Source organism: Agrobacterium sp. CG674, from assembly GCF_053521645.1.
The window spans coordinates 72,058-92,037 of sequence record NZ_JBNWDZ010000001.1 but is presented as its reverse complement, the minus strand read 5'-3'; the positions used below and the strand labels follow the sequence as shown (position 1 = coordinate 92,037).

General features: G+C 58.3%; 16 protein-coding genes and 1 other RNA gene. 8 read left to right on the top strand and 9 right to left on the bottom strand.

The genetic code is table 11. The annotated features are described in order from the left end of the window. Nucleotides 1-15: 15 nt before the first annotated feature. Together ACQZ51_RS00430 and ffs are read right to left on the bottom strand one after the other, a co-directional pair. Entirely contained in the window at nt 16-1,890 is a 1,875-nt protein-coding gene (locus ACQZ51_RS00430; protein WP_448774432.1) for a DNA polymerase III subunit gamma/tau, read from the bottom strand. An 82-nt stretch (nt 1,891-1,972) separates the two neighbouring features. Continuing rightward, nucleotides 1,973-2,069, bottom strand: an RNA gene (ffs, locus tag ACQZ51_RS00425) — signal recognition particle sRNA small type. Nucleotides 2,070-2,158: 89 nt separating this feature from the next. Here ffs and ACQZ51_RS00420 point away from each other — a divergent pair. Both ACQZ51_RS00420 and nudC read left to right on the top strand, forming a co-directional pair. After that, complete coding sequence (locus ACQZ51_RS00420; RefSeq protein WP_448774431.1) at nt 2,159-2,563, top strand: HIT domain-containing protein; 405 nt, start codon at nt 2,159-2,161, stop codon at nt 2,561-2,563. Further along, the gene (nudC, locus tag ACQZ51_RS00415; RefSeq protein WP_448774429.1) at nt 2,563-3,531 is read left to right on the top strand and encodes an NAD(+) diphosphatase; all 969 of its coding nucleotides are present in this window, start codon (nt 2,563-2,565) and stop codon (nt 3,529-3,531) included. Before ACQZ51_RS00420 ends, nudC begins: the two co-directional genes overlap by 1 nt. Before the next feature lie 6 nt (nt 3,532-3,537). Here nudC and ACQZ51_RS00410 read toward each other — a convergent pair whose 3' ends face one another. Both ACQZ51_RS00410 and ACQZ51_RS00405 read right to left on the bottom strand, forming a co-directional pair. Next, nucleotides 3,538-4,395: a prephenate dehydratase gene (locus tag ACQZ51_RS00410; RefSeq protein WP_448774427.1), complete on the bottom strand. Its 858-nt coding sequence runs from the start codon at nt 4,393-4,395 to the stop codon at nt 3,538-3,540. 10 nt (nt 4,396-4,405) lie between these two features. Further along, complete coding sequence (locus ACQZ51_RS00405; protein WP_448774426.1) at nt 4,406-5,155, bottom strand: 3-deoxy-manno-octulosonate cytidylyltransferase; 750 nt, start codon at nt 5,153-5,155, stop codon at nt 4,406-4,408. A gap of 148 nt (nt 5,156-5,303) precedes the next feature. Here ACQZ51_RS00405 and ACQZ51_RS00400 point away from each other — a divergent pair, with 148 nt between their 5' ends. Beyond that, nucleotides 5,304-5,876 (top strand): c-type cytochrome, encoded by a 573-nt coding sequence (locus ACQZ51_RS00400; RefSeq protein ID WP_448774424.1) that lies wholly within the window; start codon nt 5,304-5,306, stop codon nt 5,874-5,876. 155 nt (nt 5,877-6,031) lie between these two features. On the opposite strand, the gene ACQZ51_RS00395 is transcribed toward ACQZ51_RS00400, so the two are convergent. The 3 genes from ACQZ51_RS00395 to ACQZ51_RS00385 form a co-directional block, all read right to left on the bottom strand. Continuing rightward, on the bottom strand, nt 6,032-6,637 hold the full coding sequence (locus tag ACQZ51_RS00395) for an Imm42 family immunity protein (protein ID WP_448774423.1): 606 nt from the start codon (nt 6,635-6,637) through the stop codon (nt 6,032-6,034). 72 nt (nt 6,638-6,709) lie between these two features. Further along, nucleotides 6,710-9,040 (bottom strand): PBP1A family penicillin-binding protein, encoded by a 2,331-nt coding sequence (locus ACQZ51_RS00390; protein ID WP_448774421.1) that lies wholly within the window; start codon nt 9,038-9,040, stop codon nt 6,710-6,712. Between the two features lie 128 nt (nt 9,041-9,168). Then, a complete protein-coding gene (locus ACQZ51_RS00385; RefSeq protein ID WP_448774419.1) occupies nt 9,169-9,627 on the bottom strand; it encodes a YbaK/EbsC family protein in 459 nt (152 codons plus the stop codon). A 511-nt stretch (nt 9,628-10,138) separates the two neighbouring features. Between ACQZ51_RS00385 and ACQZ51_RS00380 the strand changes: the two genes are divergently transcribed. Next, entirely contained in the window at nt 10,139-10,348 is a 210-nt protein-coding gene (locus ACQZ51_RS00380; protein ID WP_042616177.1) for a cold-shock protein, read from the top strand. A gap of 459 nt (nt 10,349-10,807) precedes the next feature. Here ACQZ51_RS00380 and ACQZ51_RS00375 read toward each other — a convergent pair whose 3' ends face one another. Together ACQZ51_RS00375 and ACQZ51_RS00370 are read right to left on the bottom strand one after the other, a co-directional pair. Beyond that, complete coding sequence (locus tag ACQZ51_RS00375) at nt 10,808-12,199, bottom strand: M20/M25/M40 family metallo-hydrolase (RefSeq protein WP_448774418.1); 1,392 nt, start codon at nt 12,197-12,199, stop codon at nt 10,808-10,810. Nucleotides 12,200-12,290: 91 nt separating this feature from the next. Continuing rightward, nucleotides 12,291-12,767 carry a MarR family winged helix-turn-helix transcriptional regulator gene (locus ACQZ51_RS00370; protein ID WP_448774416.1) on the bottom strand — a complete coding sequence of 159 codons (477 nt, stop codon included), beginning with the start codon at nt 12,765-12,767 and terminating at the stop codon, nt 12,291-12,293. Nucleotides 12,768-13,162: 395 nt separating this feature from the next. On the opposite strand from ACQZ51_RS00370, the gene polA reads away from it, so the two are divergent. The 4 genes from polA (at nt 13,163) to ACQZ51_RS00350 (ending at nt 19,933) form a co-directional block, all read left to right on the top strand. After that, the gene (gene polA / locus ACQZ51_RS00365) at nt 13,163-16,150 is read left to right on the top strand and encodes a DNA polymerase I (RefSeq protein WP_448774415.1); all 2,988 of its coding nucleotides are present in this window, start codon (nt 13,163-13,165) and stop codon (nt 16,148-16,150) included. A gap of 230 nt (nt 16,151-16,380) precedes the next feature. Continuing rightward, on the top strand, nt 16,381-16,566 hold the full coding sequence (gene rpmF, locus ACQZ51_RS00360) for a 50S ribosomal protein L32 (RefSeq protein WP_003507205.1): 186 nt from the start codon (nt 16,381-16,383) through the stop codon (nt 16,564-16,566). 182 nt (nt 16,567-16,748) lie between these two features. Further along, a complete protein-coding gene (locus ACQZ51_RS00355; RefSeq protein ID WP_448774413.1) occupies nt 16,749-18,572 on the top strand; it encodes a sensor histidine kinase in 1,824 nt (607 codons plus the stop codon). Continuing rightward, the gene (locus tag ACQZ51_RS00350; protein ID WP_448774411.1) at nt 18,569-19,933 is read left to right on the top strand and encodes a sigma-54-dependent transcriptional regulator; all 1,365 of its coding nucleotides are present in this window, start codon (nt 18,569-18,571) and stop codon (nt 19,931-19,933) included. The genes ACQZ51_RS00355 and ACQZ51_RS00350 overlap by 4 nt, the downstream gene beginning before the upstream one ends. The last annotated feature ends 47 nt before the right edge of the window (nt 19,934-19,980 follow it).

The following is a 19,980-nucleotide window of genomic DNA, read 5'->3' as shown; positions in this document are numbered from 1 at the left end:
TTGCTGGAATTGCTCCTAGAATTCTATGTCGTCGCCGGGAAGAATGTCGCCTTCGCTCGACTCTGCCACGGATGGCGGCGCAATTTCCTCGATATCATCAGGCACCGGTGTCCTGATGCGCACATCGGTGATCTTCGCGCCCGGAAACTGCGCCATGATCGCGGCAACATCAGGGTCCTGCCGCGCATCGACAAGACGTGCGTCGCGCGCATTGCCTTCGGCCTCAACGAGCGTGGCCTCACCCTGTTCTTTGCTGAGGCTGATGAGCCAGTGGATACCGGTCCATTCCTTCAGCTTCACGCCAAGCTCGCCCGGCAGTGAGCCCGGTGCACCCTCGGCCAGCCGCATATCCATCCTGCCGGGCTCCAGCCGCACGAGCCGCACGAAATTGCGCACCAGCGCCTTCATGCGCGGATCGCGGTTCTTGGTGCAGAGATCGACCACATCCTGAAGGACATTGACCGGAACCTTCGGCTCTGGCCGTTCTTCCGGCTTTGGAGCGGCCACCTGCATATCCTGCGGGCGGCTGTCCGGCACGGCGCGCAGCATGGCGGTCGGTTGCGGCGCAGCTTGTCGTTGAGGAGACGAATGGGCGGATGCCACGGCTTGCGTGGAGGAATAGGCGCGTGCACCGCCGCCATTGCCATTGCCGTTGCCAGACGGCGCTCCATTGCCGGAGCCACCGCCTTCACCACTGGAAAGCTCCAATAGGCGACGGGCCGCGTCTTCAGGCGCTGGCAGATTGGCGGCGTGGGAGAGCCTGATCAGCACCATCTCGGCTGCACCGGCAGGGCGCGAGGCATTTTCTGTCTCGGGAATGCCCTTCAGCAGCATCTGCCAGATGCGAGACAGGGTGGACACCGCAATCGTATCGGCAAAATCGGCGCCGCGTGTGCGCTCCACCTCAGACAGGGATGGGTCGTCTGCCGCGTCGGGCACATATTTCATGCGGGTCACAAGATGGGTGAAATCCGCAAGGTCGTTCAAGACGACGACCGGATTGGCACCGGCCTCATATTGCCCGGTAAATTCTTCCAGCGCAGAGGCGACATCGCCCTTTACCACGTGGTGGAACAGGTCAACGATGCGGGCGCGGTCGGCAAGGCCCAGCATGCCGCGAACGGCGTCCGCCTCGACCCGCCCTGCCCCATGGGCAATGGCCTGATCCAGCAGGGACAGACCATCGCGAGCCGATCCCTCAGCCGCACGGGCGATCATCGCCAGCGCCTGCGGCTCGGCCTCAAAGCCTTCCTTTGATGCAATGGCGGTAAACAGGCCCACGAGATCGGCAGCACTGATGCGACGCAGGTCGAAACGCTGGCAGCGCGACAGGACCGTGATCGGAACCTTGCGGATTTCGGTCGTTGCGAAAATGAATTTCACATGCTCCGGCGGCTCTTCCAACGTCTTCAGAAGACCGTTGAAGGCCTGCGTGGACAGCATGTGCACTTCGTCGATGATGTAGACCTTGTAGCGCGCCGAAACCGGGCGGTAGCGCACCTGTTCGATGATCTCTCTGATGTCATCGATACCCGTATGGGAGGCGGCGTCCATCTCGATCACGTCGACATGGCGGCCTTCCATGATGGCCTGGCAATGTTCGCCGGGAATGCGCAGATCAATCGTCGGCTTGTCGATCTCATCGGTCTTGTAGTTGAGCGCACGCGCCAGAATGCGCGCCGTCGTGGTTTTGCCCACGCCTCTCACGCCCGTCAGCATGTAGGCTTGCGCAATGCGGCCGGTTTCGAACGCGTTGGTCAGCGTACGAACCATCGGCTCCTGGCCAACCATCAGATCGGAAAAGTCTTTCGGGCGATATTTGCGCGCCAGAACCCGGTAACCTGTACCCTGCTCTTTGGTCTGGGGCATATTGGTTACGGTTTCGCTCATCGCCTCGCCAGTGATTGGGTGCTGCCCGCTAAGTGGCCGAACTGGCCCGGCGAAACCTGAGCACGTCTTCGAAAAGAAAAAGGTGGGAGGCTGGCACGGCGACCCGTGCCTGGCTCGTTAGGGCTGCTTCCTTCCGGACCTGACCCGGTTGGCGAGTGGCTCGTCCACCACCAACCTCCCGGAGGCACATATCGGCAATAATAAAACCAAATGCAAGCCAAGCTGATAAAAAACTGCTATCACGACCAAAACAAATTGGGAGGACGCCTTGCACACATTCCGGCTTGACGAGAGACTGGCTCGCGACAGCGAACTGATTACCAAGCTGGGCCTGTGCCAATTGCGCATTCAAAACGATAAACGCTGGCCGTGGCTGGTGCTCGTGCCACAGCGAAACGATGTGAGCGAACTGTTTGAACTCACCCCGCTCGATCAGGCCATGCTGTCTTTCGAAACGAATCAAGTCGCCTCTGCCCTCAAGGAACTGACCGGCGCGACCAAAATCAATGTCGGCGCACTTGGCAATATCGTGCGGCAACTCCATGTTCATATCATTGCCCGCACCGCGGGTGATCCATGCTGGCCAGGTCCAATCTGGGGGCAAGGCACGCCTGAGCCCTACTCCGACAATGACAGACACGATTTCATGAAAAAACTCGCCGGCGCACTCTGATGACATCAAGCAGCATTTTCACCACCAACGCTCCCCATCCCGAACCCAGCACGATGACGGCATTTTCCCAGAACGGTCTCGACCGTCTGGCGGAAAAGCGCACGGAAGATTGCGTAATCGATGCCCTGAAGGTGGAAGGCACGCATCTTCTGGCATTTTCGGGCGCAAAGCTGATCCTGAAGCATGACGATCAAGTCCTCGACCCATTATTTGCCGCCTATGAGCTGGCAGAGCTTGAGCCTTCATTCGATGACGCCATCCTCTTGGGCCACAAGGATAATGGCGAGCCGCGCATCGCCGTGCCTGTCGGCATCGCGGCGGAAGCCCTCGCCAGCCATTACAAGGCGGTGGATGCCCGCACGCTTTACCGCGATCAGCTGATTGGCGATGAGCTTCTGGGCGAGGTGGCGCAGGCCGTCGCGCTCATCAACTGGAACAGGGACAACCATTTCTGCGGGCGCTGTGGCGGCACGATGGAAACCCGCATCGGTGGTTACAAGCGCATCTGTGCTGCCTGCGAGCACACCATCTTTCCGCGCACCGACCCCGTGGTCATCATGTTGACCATCGATATCGAGCGCGAATTGTGCCTTTTGGGCCGTGGCCCGCATTTTGCGCCCGGCATGTATTCCTGCCTTGCCGGCTTTGTGGAGCCGGGCGAAACCATCGAAAATGCCGTACGCCGTGAAACCCGCGAGGAGGCCAATATCGAGGTTGGCCGCGTGCGTTACCACGCCTCGCAGCCATGGCCGATGCCGCACACGCTGATGATTGGCTGCTATGCGGAAGCGCTGAGCCGCGACATCACCCGTGACGAAGCCGAGCTTGAGGATTGCCGGTGGTTCACCCGTGAGGAGACGGAAGCGTTGTTGAACGCGACGTCTGCCGATGGCCGTCTACCACCTCCACGTGGGGCCATCGCGCAACGGTTGATGCGCGACTGGATCGATTGGGGCAAGCCTGCTTGATTGACGTCAGGCGAAGTTGAGCTTGCGGCGCATGGCGTGGCCCTTGTAGACGCCGAGAATGCGGACCTTCTCCGAGAAGAACCGCAACTCGTCCAGCGCATGGCGCACGGAGCCGTCTTCGGGATGGCCTTCAATGTCGGCGTAAAACTGCGTCGCCACGAATTTTCCGCCCAGCTGGTAGCTTTCCAGCTTGGTCATGTTGATGCCGTTTGTCGCAAAGCCGCCCATGGCCTTGTAGAGGGCTGCCGGAATGTTGCGGACATTGAAGACGAATGTGGTGACGATCACCTCATCCGGTGACGTCCGCTTCACCCAAGCTTCATCCCGCGAAAGGACGACGAAGCGCGTCACATTGTTTTCCGAATCCTCGACATTTTCGGCCAGGATCTCGAGACCATAGAGATCGGATGCCAGCCTTGGCGCGAGCGCTGCCATGCTGCGGTCACCCAGCTCGGCAACCAGCTTTGCTGCACCGGCGGTATCGCCCGCCACGACAGGCTTCCAGCCATTGGAGCGAATGATCTTGCGGCATTGGCCAAGCGCATGGATGTGGCTGTGAACCGTCTTGATCTCGTGCTTTTCAACGCCCGGCAACACCATCAGCTGGAAGCGGATCGGCATGAAATATTCGCCGATGATGTGGAGGCGCGATTCGGGCAGAAGGTGATGAATATCGGCAACGCGCCCGGCAAGCGTGTTCTCGATCGGGATCATGGCCAGATCGGCCTCACCATTTTCCAGCGCGTTAAACGCGTCCTCAAATGTGGGGCATGGCAGCGGCTCCATATCCGGAAACACGTCGCGGCAAGCCATGTCGGAATTTGCGCCAAAGTCGCCCTGAAAGGCAATGCGGTTGCTGCTCATGATGATCAATCTATCTGTTGGCGAGAATTTCGCGGGCCTTATCGAGTTGCGCCTGGGTATCGACACCCAGCGGAACCGAGTTGACGATTTCCGCATCGATGCGCATTCCCGCTTCGATCGCTCTCAATTGTTCGAGGCTTTCGCGCAGCTCCAGCGTCGATGGCTTAAGCGACACGAACTTCTCCAGCGCGGCGCGGCGATAGGTGTAAAGCCCGATGTGGTGATAAAGCGGCCCCTGACCGTAAGGCGCTGTCGCACGGGTAAAATACAGTGCGCGAAGGCGCGATGGGGAAATCGGGCTTCCGACGATCTTGACGATGCTCGGGTTCGTCTTCTCGTCCTCATCGGTGATTTCAACGGTCAGCGTCGCAATGTCGGTCGATGCATTTTCCATCGGGCGAAGCGATGCGCGGATGGTTTCCGGCTCGATGGTAGGCAGATCGCCCTGCACATTGATGATGAACTCGGCATTGCCGTCTGGATCAGCCTTTTGCAGGGCTTCAAAGATGCGGTCGGAGCCGGACTGGTGGTCATTGCGGGTCATGGTCACGTCAAAACCTGCGTTTTTCACGGCCTGAAACACGCGCTCGTCATCAACGGCGACAACGATTCGCTGGGCACCGGCTTCGCGTGCGCGCATCGCAACCTGAACGATCATTGGATGGCCGCCAATATCGGCCAGAGGCTTGCCAGGCAGGCGTGTAGAGGCCATTCGAGCCGGAATCAACACGACTGCCTTTTCAAAATTCCGATTATTCATCCAACACCCTTCAAATCCCGGCGAAAAAGTGGCAATAGGTCACGGTGCGGGGAGCATATTCAAGTTGCACGCGCTGTGCAAAAGCCATAGCTTTCGAGCAATTTCAAGATGTCCGTTTTATGCGAACGGTGTGAGGGAGCGCAAATCAATGAATTCACGTGTTAACATGGCGGTCGGCGCCCTCTTGGGCACGATCTTCGTCCTGATGTCGGTATCGATCGCGTCCGAGGGAATTTTCCACGCGCCGGCACCGGAAAAGGAAGGTTTTGCCATTGTTGCCGAAACGAGCGCTGATAGTGCTGCCGGTGAACCTGCGGCCGCTGCCACTCCTATTGCCAAGCTGCTGGCCAGCGCCGACGCTGCCAAGGGCGAAACGGCCTTCAAGAAATGTGCGAGCTGTCACACCGGGGAGAGCGGAGGCGCCAACAAGGTCGGCCCCAATCTCTTCGAAATCGTGAACCGCCCCATCGCCAGCCACGAAGGCTTCAGCTATTCGGCAGCCATGAAGGATTTCTCCAAGGGCGGCACCGTGAAGTGGGATTATGACCACCTCAGCTACTTCATCGAAGCACCCAAGAAGCATGTTGCAGGCACGGCCATGGGCTTTGCAGGTATCAAGAAGGAAACCGAGCGCGCCGATCTCATCGCGTATCTCAGAACGCTCTCTGCCAGCCCGGCACCGTTGCCGGATCCAAATGCGGCACCTGAAGTCATCAACTGATACAAGAAAAGCCCGGCTCGACCGGGCTTTTTGCTGTTTGGACGACCGTTTCTCAGCAACCAAAGCGTTTCATTCTTGAATGGCGATGTTCAAGGTCCTGTCGTTAAAGTCAGGTCGCATCGCATCCAAAAAGCAGTGTTGAATCATTATTCTTTCTATTTGGGAATCCTACGTCCAACAGCAGGCGAGCGAGTGGCTTTCGCCTCCAGCAGACTTGTTCGCTCCACGGCGAATAATGTCTTCCAGCCAGAAACAATGGCATAGAAAAGATCGGCATTCATCCATTCCTCGCAGATGGTTTGAGCAAAATCGTCGGGCGCTTGTGTATTCAAAAATGCGATAATGCGCACGCGATCACCTACATCGAATTGCAGAATGTGGCTTCCATCATCAAAGGCCTCATCCCCATCCGGAGCCCATATCGCCCCGCTGGCTAGCAAGCCATCGACGAATTGCTGCTGCGAAAGCCCGAAGCAATCCGACCGGGTCTCATCTCGATAGAAAGCATCAAGGTATGCTGCAGCAACCTCAGACGCTGGAACATCGGGCGGAATAGGAGACACATGCATGCCGCGCCGTCCCAACCTACGTTCAACTTCGTTGAATGAGCATGCAAACATTGACGCATCGGGCCGCCTGACCCCGAAAGCTCGTCCGCCGACGTAGACCACGAAAAAAACCAAAGCTAGTTGGGAAAGACTTTCTATAGCCTCAGTTATCTCGCTTTCGATTGCGAAAACACGGCAGTCACCCACTATCATCGATAATCCCCATGCCTCTGTTTCCGGTACGATCAAGACTGTCCGGCGGAGGCATTGTCAATATTTCCTAGGTCAGTTGCCCATCAGGATATCGAACAGGGTCGTCTGCTTGGGTGCAGCCTCCCTTTGCTGCCCACCGCCGCCGCCAATATCGGCTGGCGGTACCGGTCCGCCATCATAGGGCTGCTGCCGGGGAAACTGCTGGGATGGCGCATCGACCGGCGGATATTGTGGGTTGGAGGCTGTCTGGTCGCGCCCGACAGGGGCTGCCGGATAGTCTGGCGGCACCGGAGCCTGGCTGCCGCCCAATGCATTGGAGATCATATCGGTCAGCGTTTGTGGCAGGGCTTCCGGCGCGTTGGCCATGGGCTGGCCAAGCTCGGGTTCACCATAGTTGCCAAGACCAAAGAGCGGAGATGGCGAGAGGCCGGAATGGGCCGCCGTCATGAATTCCTTCCACGCTTTGGCTGGCAGACCGCCACCCGTCACCTTTTTCATCGAGGTGCCGTCGTCGTTGCCGAACCAGACACCTGTGGTGAGCGTGCTCGTATAGCCCACAAACAGAGCGTCGCGGAAGGATTGCGTGGTGCCGGACTTGCCTGCCGCCTGCCAGCCCTTCAACTTCGCGGCCTTGCCCGTGCCTTCGTTGATGACCCCGGTCAGCATGCTGTTCATGGTCGCGGCAATCGCTTCGCTCAGCACGCGCGGCGGATTGTCGTATTTGTTCTCATAGAGAACCTTGCCGTCCGGATCTGTGATTCGCTTGACGATGTGCGGTGTCGCCTTAAAGCCGCCATTCATCATCGGGGCATAGGCCGAAGTCAGCTCCAGAAGAGACACTTCCGATGTGCCGAGCGCGATGGAGGCATTGGCTTGCAGGTCCGATTCAATGCCCATGCGGTGCGCCACTTGGGCCACGCGATCCGGGCCGACCTCCATCACCAGCTGGGCGGCGATGGTGTTCAGAGAATTGGCCAGCGCCGTTGCGAGCGTGACTTCGCCGCGATATTTCTGATCGTAGTTCTCAGGCGTCCATTTGCCGATCTTGACCGGCGCGTCGTTGCGCACCGAATTCGGGGTCAGCCCATTTTCCAGCGCCGCAATATAGACGAAGGGCTTGAAGGCCGAGCCGGGCTGACGCTTGGCCTTGGCGGCGCGGTTGAACTGGCTCTGCGAATAATCGGCACCGCCGACGATGGCCCGGATCGCGCCCGTACCATCGATCGAGGCGAGTGCCGCCTGTGATGCGCCAAGCTTCTTGCCTTCGGTGCTCAACACATTGGACAGCGCCTTTTCGGCTTCCTTCTCCAGATCGAGATCGATGGTGGTATCCACCACCAGATCCTGCTTCACATCGCCCACCAGCATACGGACTTCGTCCAGCACCATATCGGCAGCGTAGTGTTCTGCACCGGACCAGAAACGCTTGGCCTTTGTCGGCGGCTGCGACATGGCCGTCTTGATTTCATCTTCGGTGATGAAACCGACATCCTGCATGGATTGCAGTACGACCTGCGCACGCTCTTCGGCTGCCTGCGGGTCGCGCGCGGGCGAAAGGCGCGATGGCGCTTTCAGCAATCCCGCCAGCAATGCAGCTTCGCCCAAATTGACGTCCCGGGCCGACTTGTTGAAATAACGGCGCGACGCCGCTTCCACACCATAGGCATTGGAGCCGAAATAGACGCGGTTCAGATACATCGCCATGATCTGATCCTTGGTGTATTTCTGCTCCAGCCAAAAGGCGAGCAGAACTTCCTGGATCTTGCGCTCAATCGTGCGGTCTGGAGACAGGAACAGGTTCTTCGCCAGCTGCTGCGTCAGCGTCGAGCCGCCCTGCACGGTTCGACCGCTCATGATGTTGGTGAGGATGGCGCGGCCAAGCCCCAGCGGGTCGATGCCGAAATGCGAATAGAAGCGCCGGTCTTCGATGGCCATAACGGCTTGCGGCAGGTAAGGCGACATATCCTCAAGCGCCAGCGCCTCGCCGCCTGTCGTGCCACGATTTGCAAGAACGGAGCCATCCACCGCCACGATTTTCAGATTGGGCGGACGCTCGGGAATGGTCCAGCTGCTGGCACTGGGCATGCGCGCGGCATAATAGGCCACAATACCGGCAACACCGATGCCGCCCCATATGCCCAGCACGATGCACCAATAGGTGAAAGATCGGATGAAGCCCGTGATGCCGCCACCTCGCGATGCACGTGCGCTGCCTCTTTCACGGCGCGGTTTCGCCCGCTCACGCTTTTGCGGTTTCTCAGGCCTAGAAGCGGACGCCTTTTTACCACCGCCCTTGGTGCCGTTGATCCGGTCGCCTTCGTTCAAGCGGAGGTCATCACCGGACTCGTGAAAATCTCCGAAAGAAGGTTCTACACGCTGGCCTGATTTACCGGGTCCTGCCATATGCGGGAAATTGCTCCGTGAACGAGAGGCGCGCCATGCGCGGTTGCGGGTGTTGGTTCTATCGAGATGAAGCTTAAATGCGGCGATTTAAGGTGGGGTTAAGTCCGGCTAACGCCGGAACACCGCCATTACTGGCAGACATCAACCCATTGTGCACCCGTCAGCTCCGCCATGCGCTCAGGCGTGATCACGACAGCCGAATTGGTTGCTCCTGCCGCAGGCACGACCTTGGCATGGTTCTCCAATGACACGTCGCAATAGATTGGCAGTGCCGTTGGCAGTCCGAAAGGGCAGACGCCGCCAATCGGATGGCTGGTCACTTCAACCACCTCTTCACCGGCGAGCATGCGAGGCTTGGTGCCGAAATGGTCCCGGAATTTCCGGTTGTCGAGCCTTCTCGTGCCAGCGGTAACGAGCAAAAGAATGGTGTCGCCAGCTCGCAGGCAAATCGTCTTGGCAATCTGGTCCGGCTCCACCTTGTGTGCCAACGCGGCCAATTCCACCGTGGCGGAGCTCTCATCCGTCTCGATGACGTTGATATCAGGCGCGTATGCCGCGAAATAGTCTCGAACGGATGCAATCGTCATGCGCAATCTTTAGGCGTTACCGCTCTTAAAATCAAGTATTCTAAAGAAAGCTATGCAAAACGCGCAATGCTGCGCTGCAATGTATGGCCTGTTCTTTGTCAAATTTTATTGTATCTTCAAAACATCGAAGCGATGCACTCCTCCTCCCAGCGTCGCTAGATTGGACTGACAGCACTCCTCCTCCCAGTTGTCAGTCAGTATCAAGAACCCGGCGCACCTCCTCCCGCGCCGGGTTTTTGCTTTCTGGCATTCTTCAAGTCCTGTCGCTCGATGCGACCCCCCACAGGCTTCGCTTAAAAGGCGGTAAAGCCTGCTTTTTCTCGTTCTGATGCGCGTCAAACAAACTTGACTTATCCGCTTTGTCATTTTAGGTGTTTCGCCATCGATATTTGTTTGACGACCAGAGCTTCGGTGTCTTTACAGGCGCATACGACGATCTTTCCTTCAAAATCGAGAACACCCGCACTGACGTTCAGTGCACAAGTAATTTGCCAACGGAAGGAACATCGTTATGGCGACTGGTACAGTAAAGTGGTTCAACGCAACCAAGGGCTACGGCTTCATTCAGCCTGATGATGGCGCACAGGACGTGTTCGTACACATCTCTGCTGTTGAGCGCGCTGGCCTGAACGGCCTCAAGGATGGTCAGAAGATCACCTACGAACTGGTTCAGGATCGCCGCTCTGGCAAGATGTCTGCTGACAGCATCGTTGCTTCCTAATTGGAGCTTTCATCGGTCTTGAGACCGATGATGCAGACTTTAAAGGCCGGGTCTTCCCGGCCTTTTTCTATTTCGGCTCGACCTTATCCTCGCCCTGCGCAATCAGCCGTCGAGGAAATTTTCGATGGCGGCCTTGTAATCCGTATGACGCCTTCCGATATACAGCTTCATGAGTGTTTCAGAATATTCTGAATATCTGGTCACAGATCGCATGTTTGCAGTTCACGCGTTAACCAAAACTTAACCGAAGCAGCGCAAACATGTATAGGAAGACGCGAGAGACAACCAAGTGTTGTCGCCGCGCTGAAACACCAAGCCGTTTCTTGCACTTTGACCACGGATGTACTGGCACTGAAGCAAAAAACGGAATGAAAGGTCGGGCTTGCCCGGCCTTTTTGTTTTCAAGAGACTTGATCTCTATAAAGGCGCCACCCCTATCCCGGGACGGCGCCTTTTTTGTTACTTGACGCTCAGCGCCGACAGGATCCGCACCCAGGAGCGGATGCCCTTGTGGAAGGATTGAAGATCGTATTTTTCGTTTGGCGAATGGATGCGGTCATCGGTCAGGCCGAAGCCGATCATCAGCGAATCCATACCCAGCATGGTCTGGAAATCGCCCACAATCGGAATGGACCCACCCATGCCGATAACGACGGCGGGCTTTGCCCATTCGTCCGAAAGCGCGTTCTTGGCCTTCGTCAGTGCTGGCGAATCATAGGACAGCTGGATCGCAGGCGAGCCGCCATGCTCATGGAAATCCACCGAGCAATCGGCCGGGATCTGCGAGCGGACATAGGCGCGGAAGCTTTCGCGGATGGCCGCAGGGTCTTGGTTGCCCACCAGGCGGAAGGAGACCTTGGCGGAAGCCTTGGCAGCGATCACCGTCTTGAAGCCCTCACCAGTGTAACCGCCGGTGATGCCATTCACCTCAGCCGTCGGGCGCGCCCAGGTCAGCTCCAAAACCGAACGGCCCTTTTCGCCTGATGGAACAGACAGGCCGACGCCGCCCAGAAAACCTTCCGCCGTCAGGCCGAGATTATCCCAGGATGCCTTGATGTTGGACGGTGTTTCTTCGACACCATCGTAGAAACCTGCAAGCGTGACCTTGCCGGTCTCGTCATGCAATCCGGCGAGAATTTTCGTCAGGATATGGATGGGGTTGGCAGCCGCACCACCGAACAGACCGGAGTGAAGATCACGATCGGCGGCGGTCACGACGATTTCCTCGCCGACCAGACCACGCAGCGCCGCAGCAATGGCAGGCGTTTCCGTGTTCCACATGCTGGTGTCGCACACCAGCGCATATTCCGCCTTCAGCTCGTCTGCATTGGCATCCAGGAATGGCTTCAGCGATGGCGAGCCAGATTCTTCCTCACCCTCGAACAGGATGGTGATGCGCAGCGGTAGGGAGCCGTGCACCTGCTTGTAAGCCCGGCATGCTTCCACGAAGGTCATCAACTGACCCTTGTCGTCGGATGTGCCACGGCCCGTCATGACCTTGCGGCCACCGCCAATGTCTTTCAGTGCGGGTTCGAACGGGTCATTTTCCCATAGCTCGATCGGGTCCACCGGCTGGACGTCATAATGGCCGTAAAACAGCACATGCGGCGCATCCGGCTGCGCGCCATCATGATGGGCAACGACCATGGGGTGGCCAGCGGTGTCTCTGATCGAGGCATCGAAACCGATCGTCGTCAAATCGCGCACCAGCCACTCGGCGGCCTTGCGGCATTCAGCCTTGTAGTTTGGGTCTGTCGAAATCGACTTCAGACGAACGAGTTCGAAAAGTCTGTCGAGGCTGGCTGTGAGATTGTCGTCAACCGCCGAGAGAACGGGGGATATGTCTGTCATTACGCGATCCTGTCATGCGAAGATTGGCGCAGGATAAAGCAAAGCGGCTCCCGTATCGAGCCGGAAAATCATTTCATGCCATCGCGTTTTGTCATGCTTTTGCGTCAGGCGCTTTCGCGGTCTCGATGGCCCGGCTCATATATTCCAGAAGAAGTTGGCGCTCGAACCTCAGAAAGCCGACAAGAACCGCATCATCTGTTGCCATGGATGCGGAAATGGCGGTTTCTTCCAGCCCCCGCCCCTTGGCCGTCAGCTCTATGATCTGGGCGCGGCGGTCACGCGGGTGGGGCTTTCGCTCGATCAGCCCGTCGCGTTCCATGCGCGCCAGCGTGTTGGCAAGTGTTGCCTGCTCCACATCCACCCGGTCCAGCAATTGTCGTTGCGTCAGCCCATCTTCGCACCACAGCTCCAGCAACACGGGAAATTGCCCTCGGGAGAAGCCAAGCGCCCGGGCGCGTGCATTCAGCGCCGACGAAAAGGTCTTTGCCAATTGTGCCGAAAGATAGGTGGCCGAATCGTTTCGTGAAAAACGCACTTCTTCGTTTCCGGGGTCGCAGATGGCAGCCATCCGCAATGTCCATTTCCATAGGGTAAATACGCAGGCTTTCGCGAAACATGCGCGCAGGCCCGGCCTGAACGGCGGCATAAAAAAACGCCATGGCCGGGAGGGGACAGCCATGGCGTTTATGTTGAAGGACAAAGGCCCGGAGAGGGGGGATAGGCCTTTGTCCGGTCTGATGCGGCGGGGGACATGCCTGCAATCAGACTACGGCGTGATCAGTCGCCGTCCTCCAAGAAATGAGCCTCCAAATGAGGCTTTTCAAGGGAAGGCAGGATTACAAATTTGTAACGTTCAGGTGAACACTTCGGAGGAGTTTCAGCCACTCGGAAACAGTGGGTTGCGGGTCGACAAGGTTAACTTTGTCTGGACGGCACCCATGGCCCACGCTATCCATGCTTCCCATGAAAAAAGGCGATCACCTCTTCCTCGTAGACGGCTCCGGTTTCATTTTCCGGGCGTTCCATGCCATCCCCGCGCTCAACCGCAAATCGGATGGCCTGCCGGTCAATGCCGTCTCAGGTTTCTGCAACATGTTGTGGAAGCTGTTGAAGGATGCTCGCAACACAGATGTGGGGGTCACACCGACCCATTTCGCTGTCATTTTCGACTATTCGTCCAAGACCTTCCGCAATGAGCTTTACGATCTTTACAAGGCCAACCGCTCGGCCCCGCCGGAAGATCTGGTGCCGCAATTCGGCCTGATCCGCCAGGCGACCCGCGCCTTCAACCTGCCCTGCATCGAGACCGAAGGTTTCGAGGCAGACGATATCATCGCCACCTATGCCCGTCAGGCCGAAGCCATCGGCGCTGACGTTACGATCATCTCGTCGGACAAGGACCTGATGCAGCTCGTCAGCGCCAATGTCCACATGTACGACGCGATGAAGGACAAGCAGATCGGCGTTCCCGATGTCATCGAGAAGTGGGGCGTGGCGCCCGAAAAGATGATCGACCTGCAAGCCATGACCGGTGACTCCACCGATAACATCCCCGGCATTCCCGGCATCGGCCCGAAGACGGCGGCGCAATTGCTGGAAGAATACGGTGATCTCGATACGCTTCTGGCGCGGGCTGGCGAAATCAAGCAGCAGAAACGGCGCGAAAACATCATCGCCAATGCTGAACTGGCCAGATTGTCGCGCCAGCTCGTAGCGCTGCGGACCGATGTGCCGCTTGAGATGGCGCTGGATGCCCTGACGCTGGAGCCACAGGATGGCCCCAAGCTCATCGCCTTCCTGAAGGCCATGGAATTTACCACGCTGACACGGCGCGTTGCGGAAGCAACAGGTGCGGACGCAGCCGTCATCGACGCCGCCCATGTGGCGGTCGAGCGCGGAGCGCTTGCTCGCGGTCCTGATCTAGATGCTGCAGGAACAGCCTCGGCTGACCAGCCGATTTCGCTCGATGAAAGTGCAGTCGGCATACCCGGCATCGCATCGAAAATGGAAGGCACATCGCCTGCGGGCCTCGCTTCCTCGCGCGAAGCGATCTTCTCCGCATCCAAGATCGATACGACCTCCTACCAGACCATTCGCACGGTCGAGGAGCTGGACCGCTGGATCGCCATGGCGCGGGAAACCGGCGTCGTGGCCTTCGACACGGAAACCACATCGCTTGATCCCATGCAGGCGCAACTGGTCGGCTTTTCCTTAGCCATTGCCGATAATGGCAAGGATGCCAGCGGCGCAAATATCATCGCCGCCTATGTGCCGATGAGCCACAAGACCGGCTCCGGGGGCGATCTTTTCAGCGATGGTATCAAGCTTGCCCCAGACCAGATCCCGTTCAACGATGCGCTTGACCGGTTGAAGCTGCTGCTGGAAGACCCTTCTATCCTCAAGGTCGCGCAGAATTTGAAATATGACTATCTGCTGGTCAAGCGCCTTGGCATCACCATGCAGAGCTTTGATGATACGATGCTCATGTCCTACGTGCTGGAAGCGGGCAAGGGCCTGCACGGCATGGATGCCTTGTCTGAGCGGTGGCTGGGCCACACACCGATTGCCTACAAGGATGTGGCCGGTTCCGGCAAATCCGGCGTGACCTTCGATTTCGTCGATATCGACAAGGCCACCGCCTATGCCGCCGAAGATGCAGATGTGACCCTGCGGCTCTGGATGGTGCTGAAGCCCCGTCTGGTAGCGGACAGGCTGACGACGGTCTATGAGCGGCTGGAGCGCCCGCTGCTTCCGGTCCTAGCCGCCATGGAAGAGCGTGGCATTACCGTCGACCGGCAGATCCTGTCGCGCCTTTCGGGCGAGCTTGCGCAGAAGGCCGCCGCCTATGAGGACGAAATTTACGAGCTTGCCGGCGAGAAGTTCAATGTCGGCTCTCCCAAGCAGCTCGGCGATATTCTGTTCGGCAAGATGGGCTTGCCGGGTGGGTCCAAGACCAAGACCGGGCAATGGTCCACCTCTGCGCAGGTGCTGGAAGATCTGGCCGCCGAAGGTGCGGAATTTCCCCGCAAGATCGTGGACTGGCGTCAGCTGACCAAGCTGAAATCCACCTATACGGATGCGCTTCCCGGCTATGTCCACCCGGAAACCAAGCGCGTTCACACCTCCTATTCGCTGGCGTCCACCACCACGGGCCGCCTTTCGTCGTCAGAACCGAATTTGCAGAATATTCCGGTGCGCACCGCCGAAGGCCGCAAGATTCGCACCGCCTTCATCACGACGCCCGATCACAAGCTCCTGTCTGCCGATTACAGCCAGATCGAGCTTCGGGTTCTGGCCCATGTCGCCGATATTCCTCAGCTGCGAAACGCCTTTGCCGAAGGCATCGACATTCATGCGATGACGGCGTCGGAAATGTTCGGCGTGCCCGTGGAAGGCATGCCATCCGATGTGCGCAGACGCGCCAAGGCGATCAACTTCGGCATTATCTACGGCATTTCTGCCTTCGGCCTTGCCAATCAGCTCAGCATTGGCCGTGGCGAGGCGGGCGATTACATCAAGAAATATTTCGAGCGCTTCCCCGGCATTCGCGATTATATGGACAGCACCAAGGCCTATGCCCGCGACATGGGCTATGTCGAAACCATCTTCGGTCGCCGCATCCATTACCCGGAGATCCGGTCATCCAACCCTTCGGTGCGCTCCTTCAACGAGCGTGCAGCCATCAACGCGCCCATTCAGGGCTCGGCAGCCGATATCATAAGGCGGGCCATGATCCGCATCGAACCGGCGCTGGAAAAGGCCAACCTCTCGGCACGTATGTTGTTGCAGGTGCATGACGAATTGATCTTCGAGGTCGAGGACGGCGAAATCGACAAGACGCTTCCCCTCGTCGTCTCCATTATGGAAAATGCGGCCATGCCTGCCATCGACATGCGCGTGCCACTGAAGGTGGATGCCCGTGCCGCCACCAACTGGGACGAGGCGCATTGACGAAGCCGCGTCATCGCGGTACCACCGCCCTACTTGGGGAAGGCTCGAAAGCGGTCGTGTGACGATCCTTCCACGTGAACAGCACATTCTCGAAAAAATATGCGCCGGGGCTGGTCAAAGCCCTGGGAGGCATGTATAAGCGCGCCAAAATTACGAATAAAGAAACATGAGATATCAGGCTTTTGTTCTGACTGGTTCCCGTGTTTCGCCGCTCAAGTGGAGTTACACAAATGGCAGTACCTAAGAGAAAAACAAGCCCGTCCAAGCGCGGCATGCGTCGTTCGGCTGATGGCCTGAAGTCCGCAACTTACGTTGAAGACAAGAACTCCGGCGAACTTCGCCGCCCACACCACATTGACCTGAAGACAGGCATGTATCGTGGCCGTCAGGTTCTGACGCCAAAGGAAAGCGCATAATTTCTGCGCATTCTACAGTTTTCGAGAAAGCCGGCCTTTGGGTCGGCTTTTTTGTTTTGGCCACGCCTCTCTCGCGCCAACGAAAATATGCGCGGTCTGATGTTTCCATTTGCGCCTGAATGGCTCTAGACTTCTCCATGGGAGCGGACCTTGATAAGTCCGCATGTGGAGGGAATAGACCGGTGAAATATCGCTGGATCGGCATTGTGCTTGTGTGCCTCAGCCTTGGCGGCATTGCCTTGACCCGGGGAAGCGATCTGGTTGCAGAGAGCTATTTCGATGAAGTTGCGGCACAGGGCGGCACGACGCTGCGGCTGGCGGTCTCGGCTCTTGGCGGGCATCTGAGCCGCTATGAGCCGCTGCCAGCATTGATGGCGGATCACGACGATATCGAGGAGCTTGTCGCCCACCCGCAGGATCAGGCCTTGCGGCTTCGCGCCAATATCTACCTCAAATCCATCAACGACCTGCTGAAATCCTCCGATATCTACATCATGACGCTGGATGGCGAGACGATTGCCGCCAGCAATTATGATGGTCCGGCGAGCTTTGTTGGCCAGAACTTCAGCTACCGTCCATATTTTCAGGATGCCGCGAAAGGCCAGCAATCCAAGTTCTTCGCGCTGGGGACCACCTCGCACAAGCGCGGCTATTATTTCGCCTCCCCCATTCTCTTCAATGGGGAGATCAAGGGCGTCATTGTCTTCAAGGTGGATATTGAAGGCATCGAGGCATCCTTCGGCAATGGTGAAAACAGGATTTTCGTCAATGATCCCGAAGGCATCATCTTCATGACGGGCACGCCGGAATGGCTCTACGCCGCCATCCAGCCGCTAACGCCGGACCGGATCGCGCGTACGGAAGGCTCGCGCCGCTATGCCAATGCCAACCTCACGCAGCTTGACCTGACCCGCAGCACCTTCGGCACCCATGACCTGATGACCATCCGCGAAGGACAGTCCGACCGCGAGTATATTTTTCTGTCCCAGCCGATGCCGGATGCAGGCTGGACGGTCAATATGCTGATGGACACCAGTTCGGTGCGCACGCAAGTGCAGACGACCATGATCGCCATTGTGCTGTGCCTCTGCCTTGCAGGCGCTGTCATCGCCGCCATGCTGCAGCGGCGCAAGAGGCTTCAGGACCGGCTGGTCCACCAGGCGGAAGCGCAGGCTGAGTTGGAACGGCGGGTGGAAGAGCGCACCGCAGATCTTGCCCGCGTCAATGTCGTTATCAAGCATGAGATTGCCGAGCGACGGCAGACCGAAAAGCGATTGCGCAAAACCCAGAAGGATCTGATCCAGGCTGGCAAGCTGGCTGCACTAGGGCAGATGTCGGCAGCCCTCTCCCATGAGTTCAACCAGCCTCTCGCCGCTGCCAAAACCTATGCGGAAAGTGCCTCTTTACTGATCGAGCGCGGCAGGGTCAGCGAAGCCTCGGATAATCTCAAACGCATCTCGGTGCTGATTGATCGCATGGCCGCCATTGGCAAGCACCTGCGCAATTTCGCGCGCAAACCCAACGAGAAACTCGGTCCCGTGCCGCTTGATGCCGTGGTCAGCGACACGCTGGAAATAGTTAATGCGCGGCTAAAGGCGGCGGATGCGCATTTGAGCGTCGATTTGGGACCGGCACCTCTTCAGGTGAAAGCCGGTCCCGTGCGGCTTCAGCAGGTGCTGGTCAACATCATCTCCAACGCCGCTGATGCCGTGGAAGGGCTTGAGGACCGACGCATCGATCTCACCGCCCGTCAGGAGGGTGCCAAGGTCATCCTCTCCGTTTCCGATCATGGCCCCGGCGTGCCTGCTGCGATCATGGAGCGCATTTTCGATCCGTTCTTTTCCACCAAGGGCGTGGGCAAGGGGTTGGGTCTGGGGCTTTCCATCTCCTACAATATCGTCAAGGATTTCGGCGGGCGTCTGAGTGTCACCAACTTGGCCGGAGGTGGTGCGCGGTTCGATATCGAGCTGGATGCCGAAGTGCCGATGGAGATTGCTGCCGAATGACCACGTCCCGCGTTTTGCTAATCGATGACGAAGAAGATCTGCGGCTTTCTACCGCGCAGGCGCTGGAGCTTGCCGGTCTGGATGTCGTCACCGTCGATAATGCCGACCATGTGTTCGAGCTGATCGGCTACAGTTTCGATGGCATTATCGTCAGCGATATCCGCATGCCGGGCATGGATGGCATGACGCTGTTGCAAAAGGTGCGCGAGCTGGATGCGGAAATCCCCGTCATTCTCGTTACCGGCCATGGCGATGTGCAGCTTGCGGTCAGCGCCATGCGCAACGGCGCCTATGACTTCATCGAAAAGCCGTTCAGCGTTCAATATCTGGCTGGCATCATCAAGCGGGCGATAGACCGCCGTTCGCTGGTTCTGGAAAATCGCCGCCTGCGCGCCGTCGCTGGCAAGCGCGATGATCTGGAAACCCGCCTGCCCGGTCGCACGCAGGTCATGGTCGATCTGCGCTATCGCATCCGGGCCATTGGTGCCGCTGATGCCGATACGCTCATCATCGGTGATACGGGTGCGGGCAAGGAGGTCGTTGCCCGCGCCCTTCACGATGTCAGCGCCCGCGCGGACAAGCCCTTCGTTGCCATCAATTGCGCAGCGCTGCCGCAGCATCTCATCGAAAGCGAATTGTTCGGTCATGAAGCTGGCGCTTTTTCCGGCGCGCTTCGCCCCCGCTATGGCAAGTTCGAACATGCACGTGGCGGTACGGTTCTTCTCGATGAAGTCGGCTCCATGCCCTTTGACATGCAGGGCAAGCTGCTGCGAGTGTTGCAGGAGCGTACGATCACCCGCCTCGGCTCCAACGAGACCGTGGAGCTCGATGTGCGATTCATCGCCACCAGCAAGGCGGACTTGGCGCAGGAGGCGCTGGCGGGTCGCTTTCGGCAGGATCTGCTCTATCGGCTCAATGTCGCAACCGTGCATGTGCCATCGCTTGCGCAACGCCGCGCCGATATTCCGCTCCTCTTCCTCCAGCTGGTGCGCGAGGCCGCGGCGCGCTATGGCCGCGATGATCTCGATGTCCCATCCGATATTGTCTCGAGCCTTTCCATGCGCGACTGGCCCGGCAATGTGCGGGAGCTTCGAAATGCGGCAGACCGGCTTGTGCTGGGGCTGGATGGCAGCATTTCGGACGGGCCGCAGACGGTGTCGGAAAACCCGGCGAGCCTGTCGGCCAAGGTCGCCGAGTTCGAAAAATCCATTCTGGCGCGGGCGATCACAGCGCATCGCGGCAATCTGAAAGCCGTCTATGAAACGCTCGGGATATCGCGCAAGACGCTCTATGAGAAAATGCAGAAATACGCGCTGACCAAACATGGTTCCGTTGGCGAAGACCTCAAAACCCTGTCTTGACGGCAGCGGCTCAGACCATGGGCGGATTTCCACCCATGCACCATGTC

Bases quoted from the DNA above. Each gene is read 5' to 3' on its own strand.
- ACQZ51_RS00385 (WP_448774419.1), bottom strand. From the start codon at position 9,627: ATGACGATTGCATCCGTTCGAGACTATTTCGCGGCATACGCGCCTGAT.
- ACQZ51_RS00350 (WP_448774411.1), top strand. From the start codon at position 18,569: ATGACCACGTCCCGCGTTTTGCTAATCGATGACGAAGAAGATCTGCGG.
- ACQZ51_RS00405 (WP_448774426.1), bottom strand. From the start codon at position 5,155: ATGAATAATCGGAATTTTGAAAAGGCAGTCGTGTTGATTCCGGCTCGA.
- ACQZ51_RS00390 (WP_448774421.1), bottom strand. From the start codon at position 9,040: ATGGCAGGACCCGGTAAATCAGGCCAGCGTGTAGAACCTTCTTTCGGA.
- polA (WP_448774415.1), top strand. From the start codon at position 13,163: ATGAAAAAAGGCGATCACCTCTTCCTCGTAGACGGCTCCGGTTTCATT.
- ACQZ51_RS00370 (WP_448774416.1), bottom strand. From the start codon at position 12,767: ATGGCTGCCATCTGCGACCCCGGAAACGAAGAAGTGCGTTTTTCACGA.
- ACQZ51_RS00380 (WP_042616177.1), top strand. From the start codon at position 10,139: ATGGCGACTGGTACAGTAAAGTGGTTCAACGCAACCAAGGGCTACGGC.
- ACQZ51_RS00375 (WP_448774418.1), bottom strand. From the start codon at position 12,199: ATGACAGACATATCCCCCGTTCTCTCGGCGGTTGACGACAATCTCACA.
- rpmF (WP_003507205.1), top strand. From the start codon at position 16,381: ATGGCAGTACCTAAGAGAAAAACAAGCCCGTCCAAGCGCGGCATGCGT.
- nudC (WP_448774429.1), top strand. From the start codon at position 2,563: ATGACATCAAGCAGCATTTTCACCACCAACGCTCCCCATCCCGAACCC.
- ACQZ51_RS00430 (WP_448774432.1), bottom strand. From the start codon at position 1,890: ATGAGCGAAACCGTAACCAATATGCCCCAGACCAAAGAGCAGGGTACA.
- ACQZ51_RS00410 (WP_448774427.1), bottom strand. From the start codon at position 4,395: ATGAGCAGCAACCGCATTGCCTTTCAGGGCGACTTTGGCGCAAATTCC.
- ACQZ51_RS00400 (WP_448774424.1), top strand. From the start codon at position 5,304: ATGAATTCACGTGTTAACATGGCGGTCGGCGCCCTCTTGGGCACGATC.
- ACQZ51_RS00395 (WP_448774423.1), bottom strand. From the start codon at position 6,637: ATGATAGTGGGTGACTGCCGTGTTTTCGCAATCGAAAGCGAGATAACT.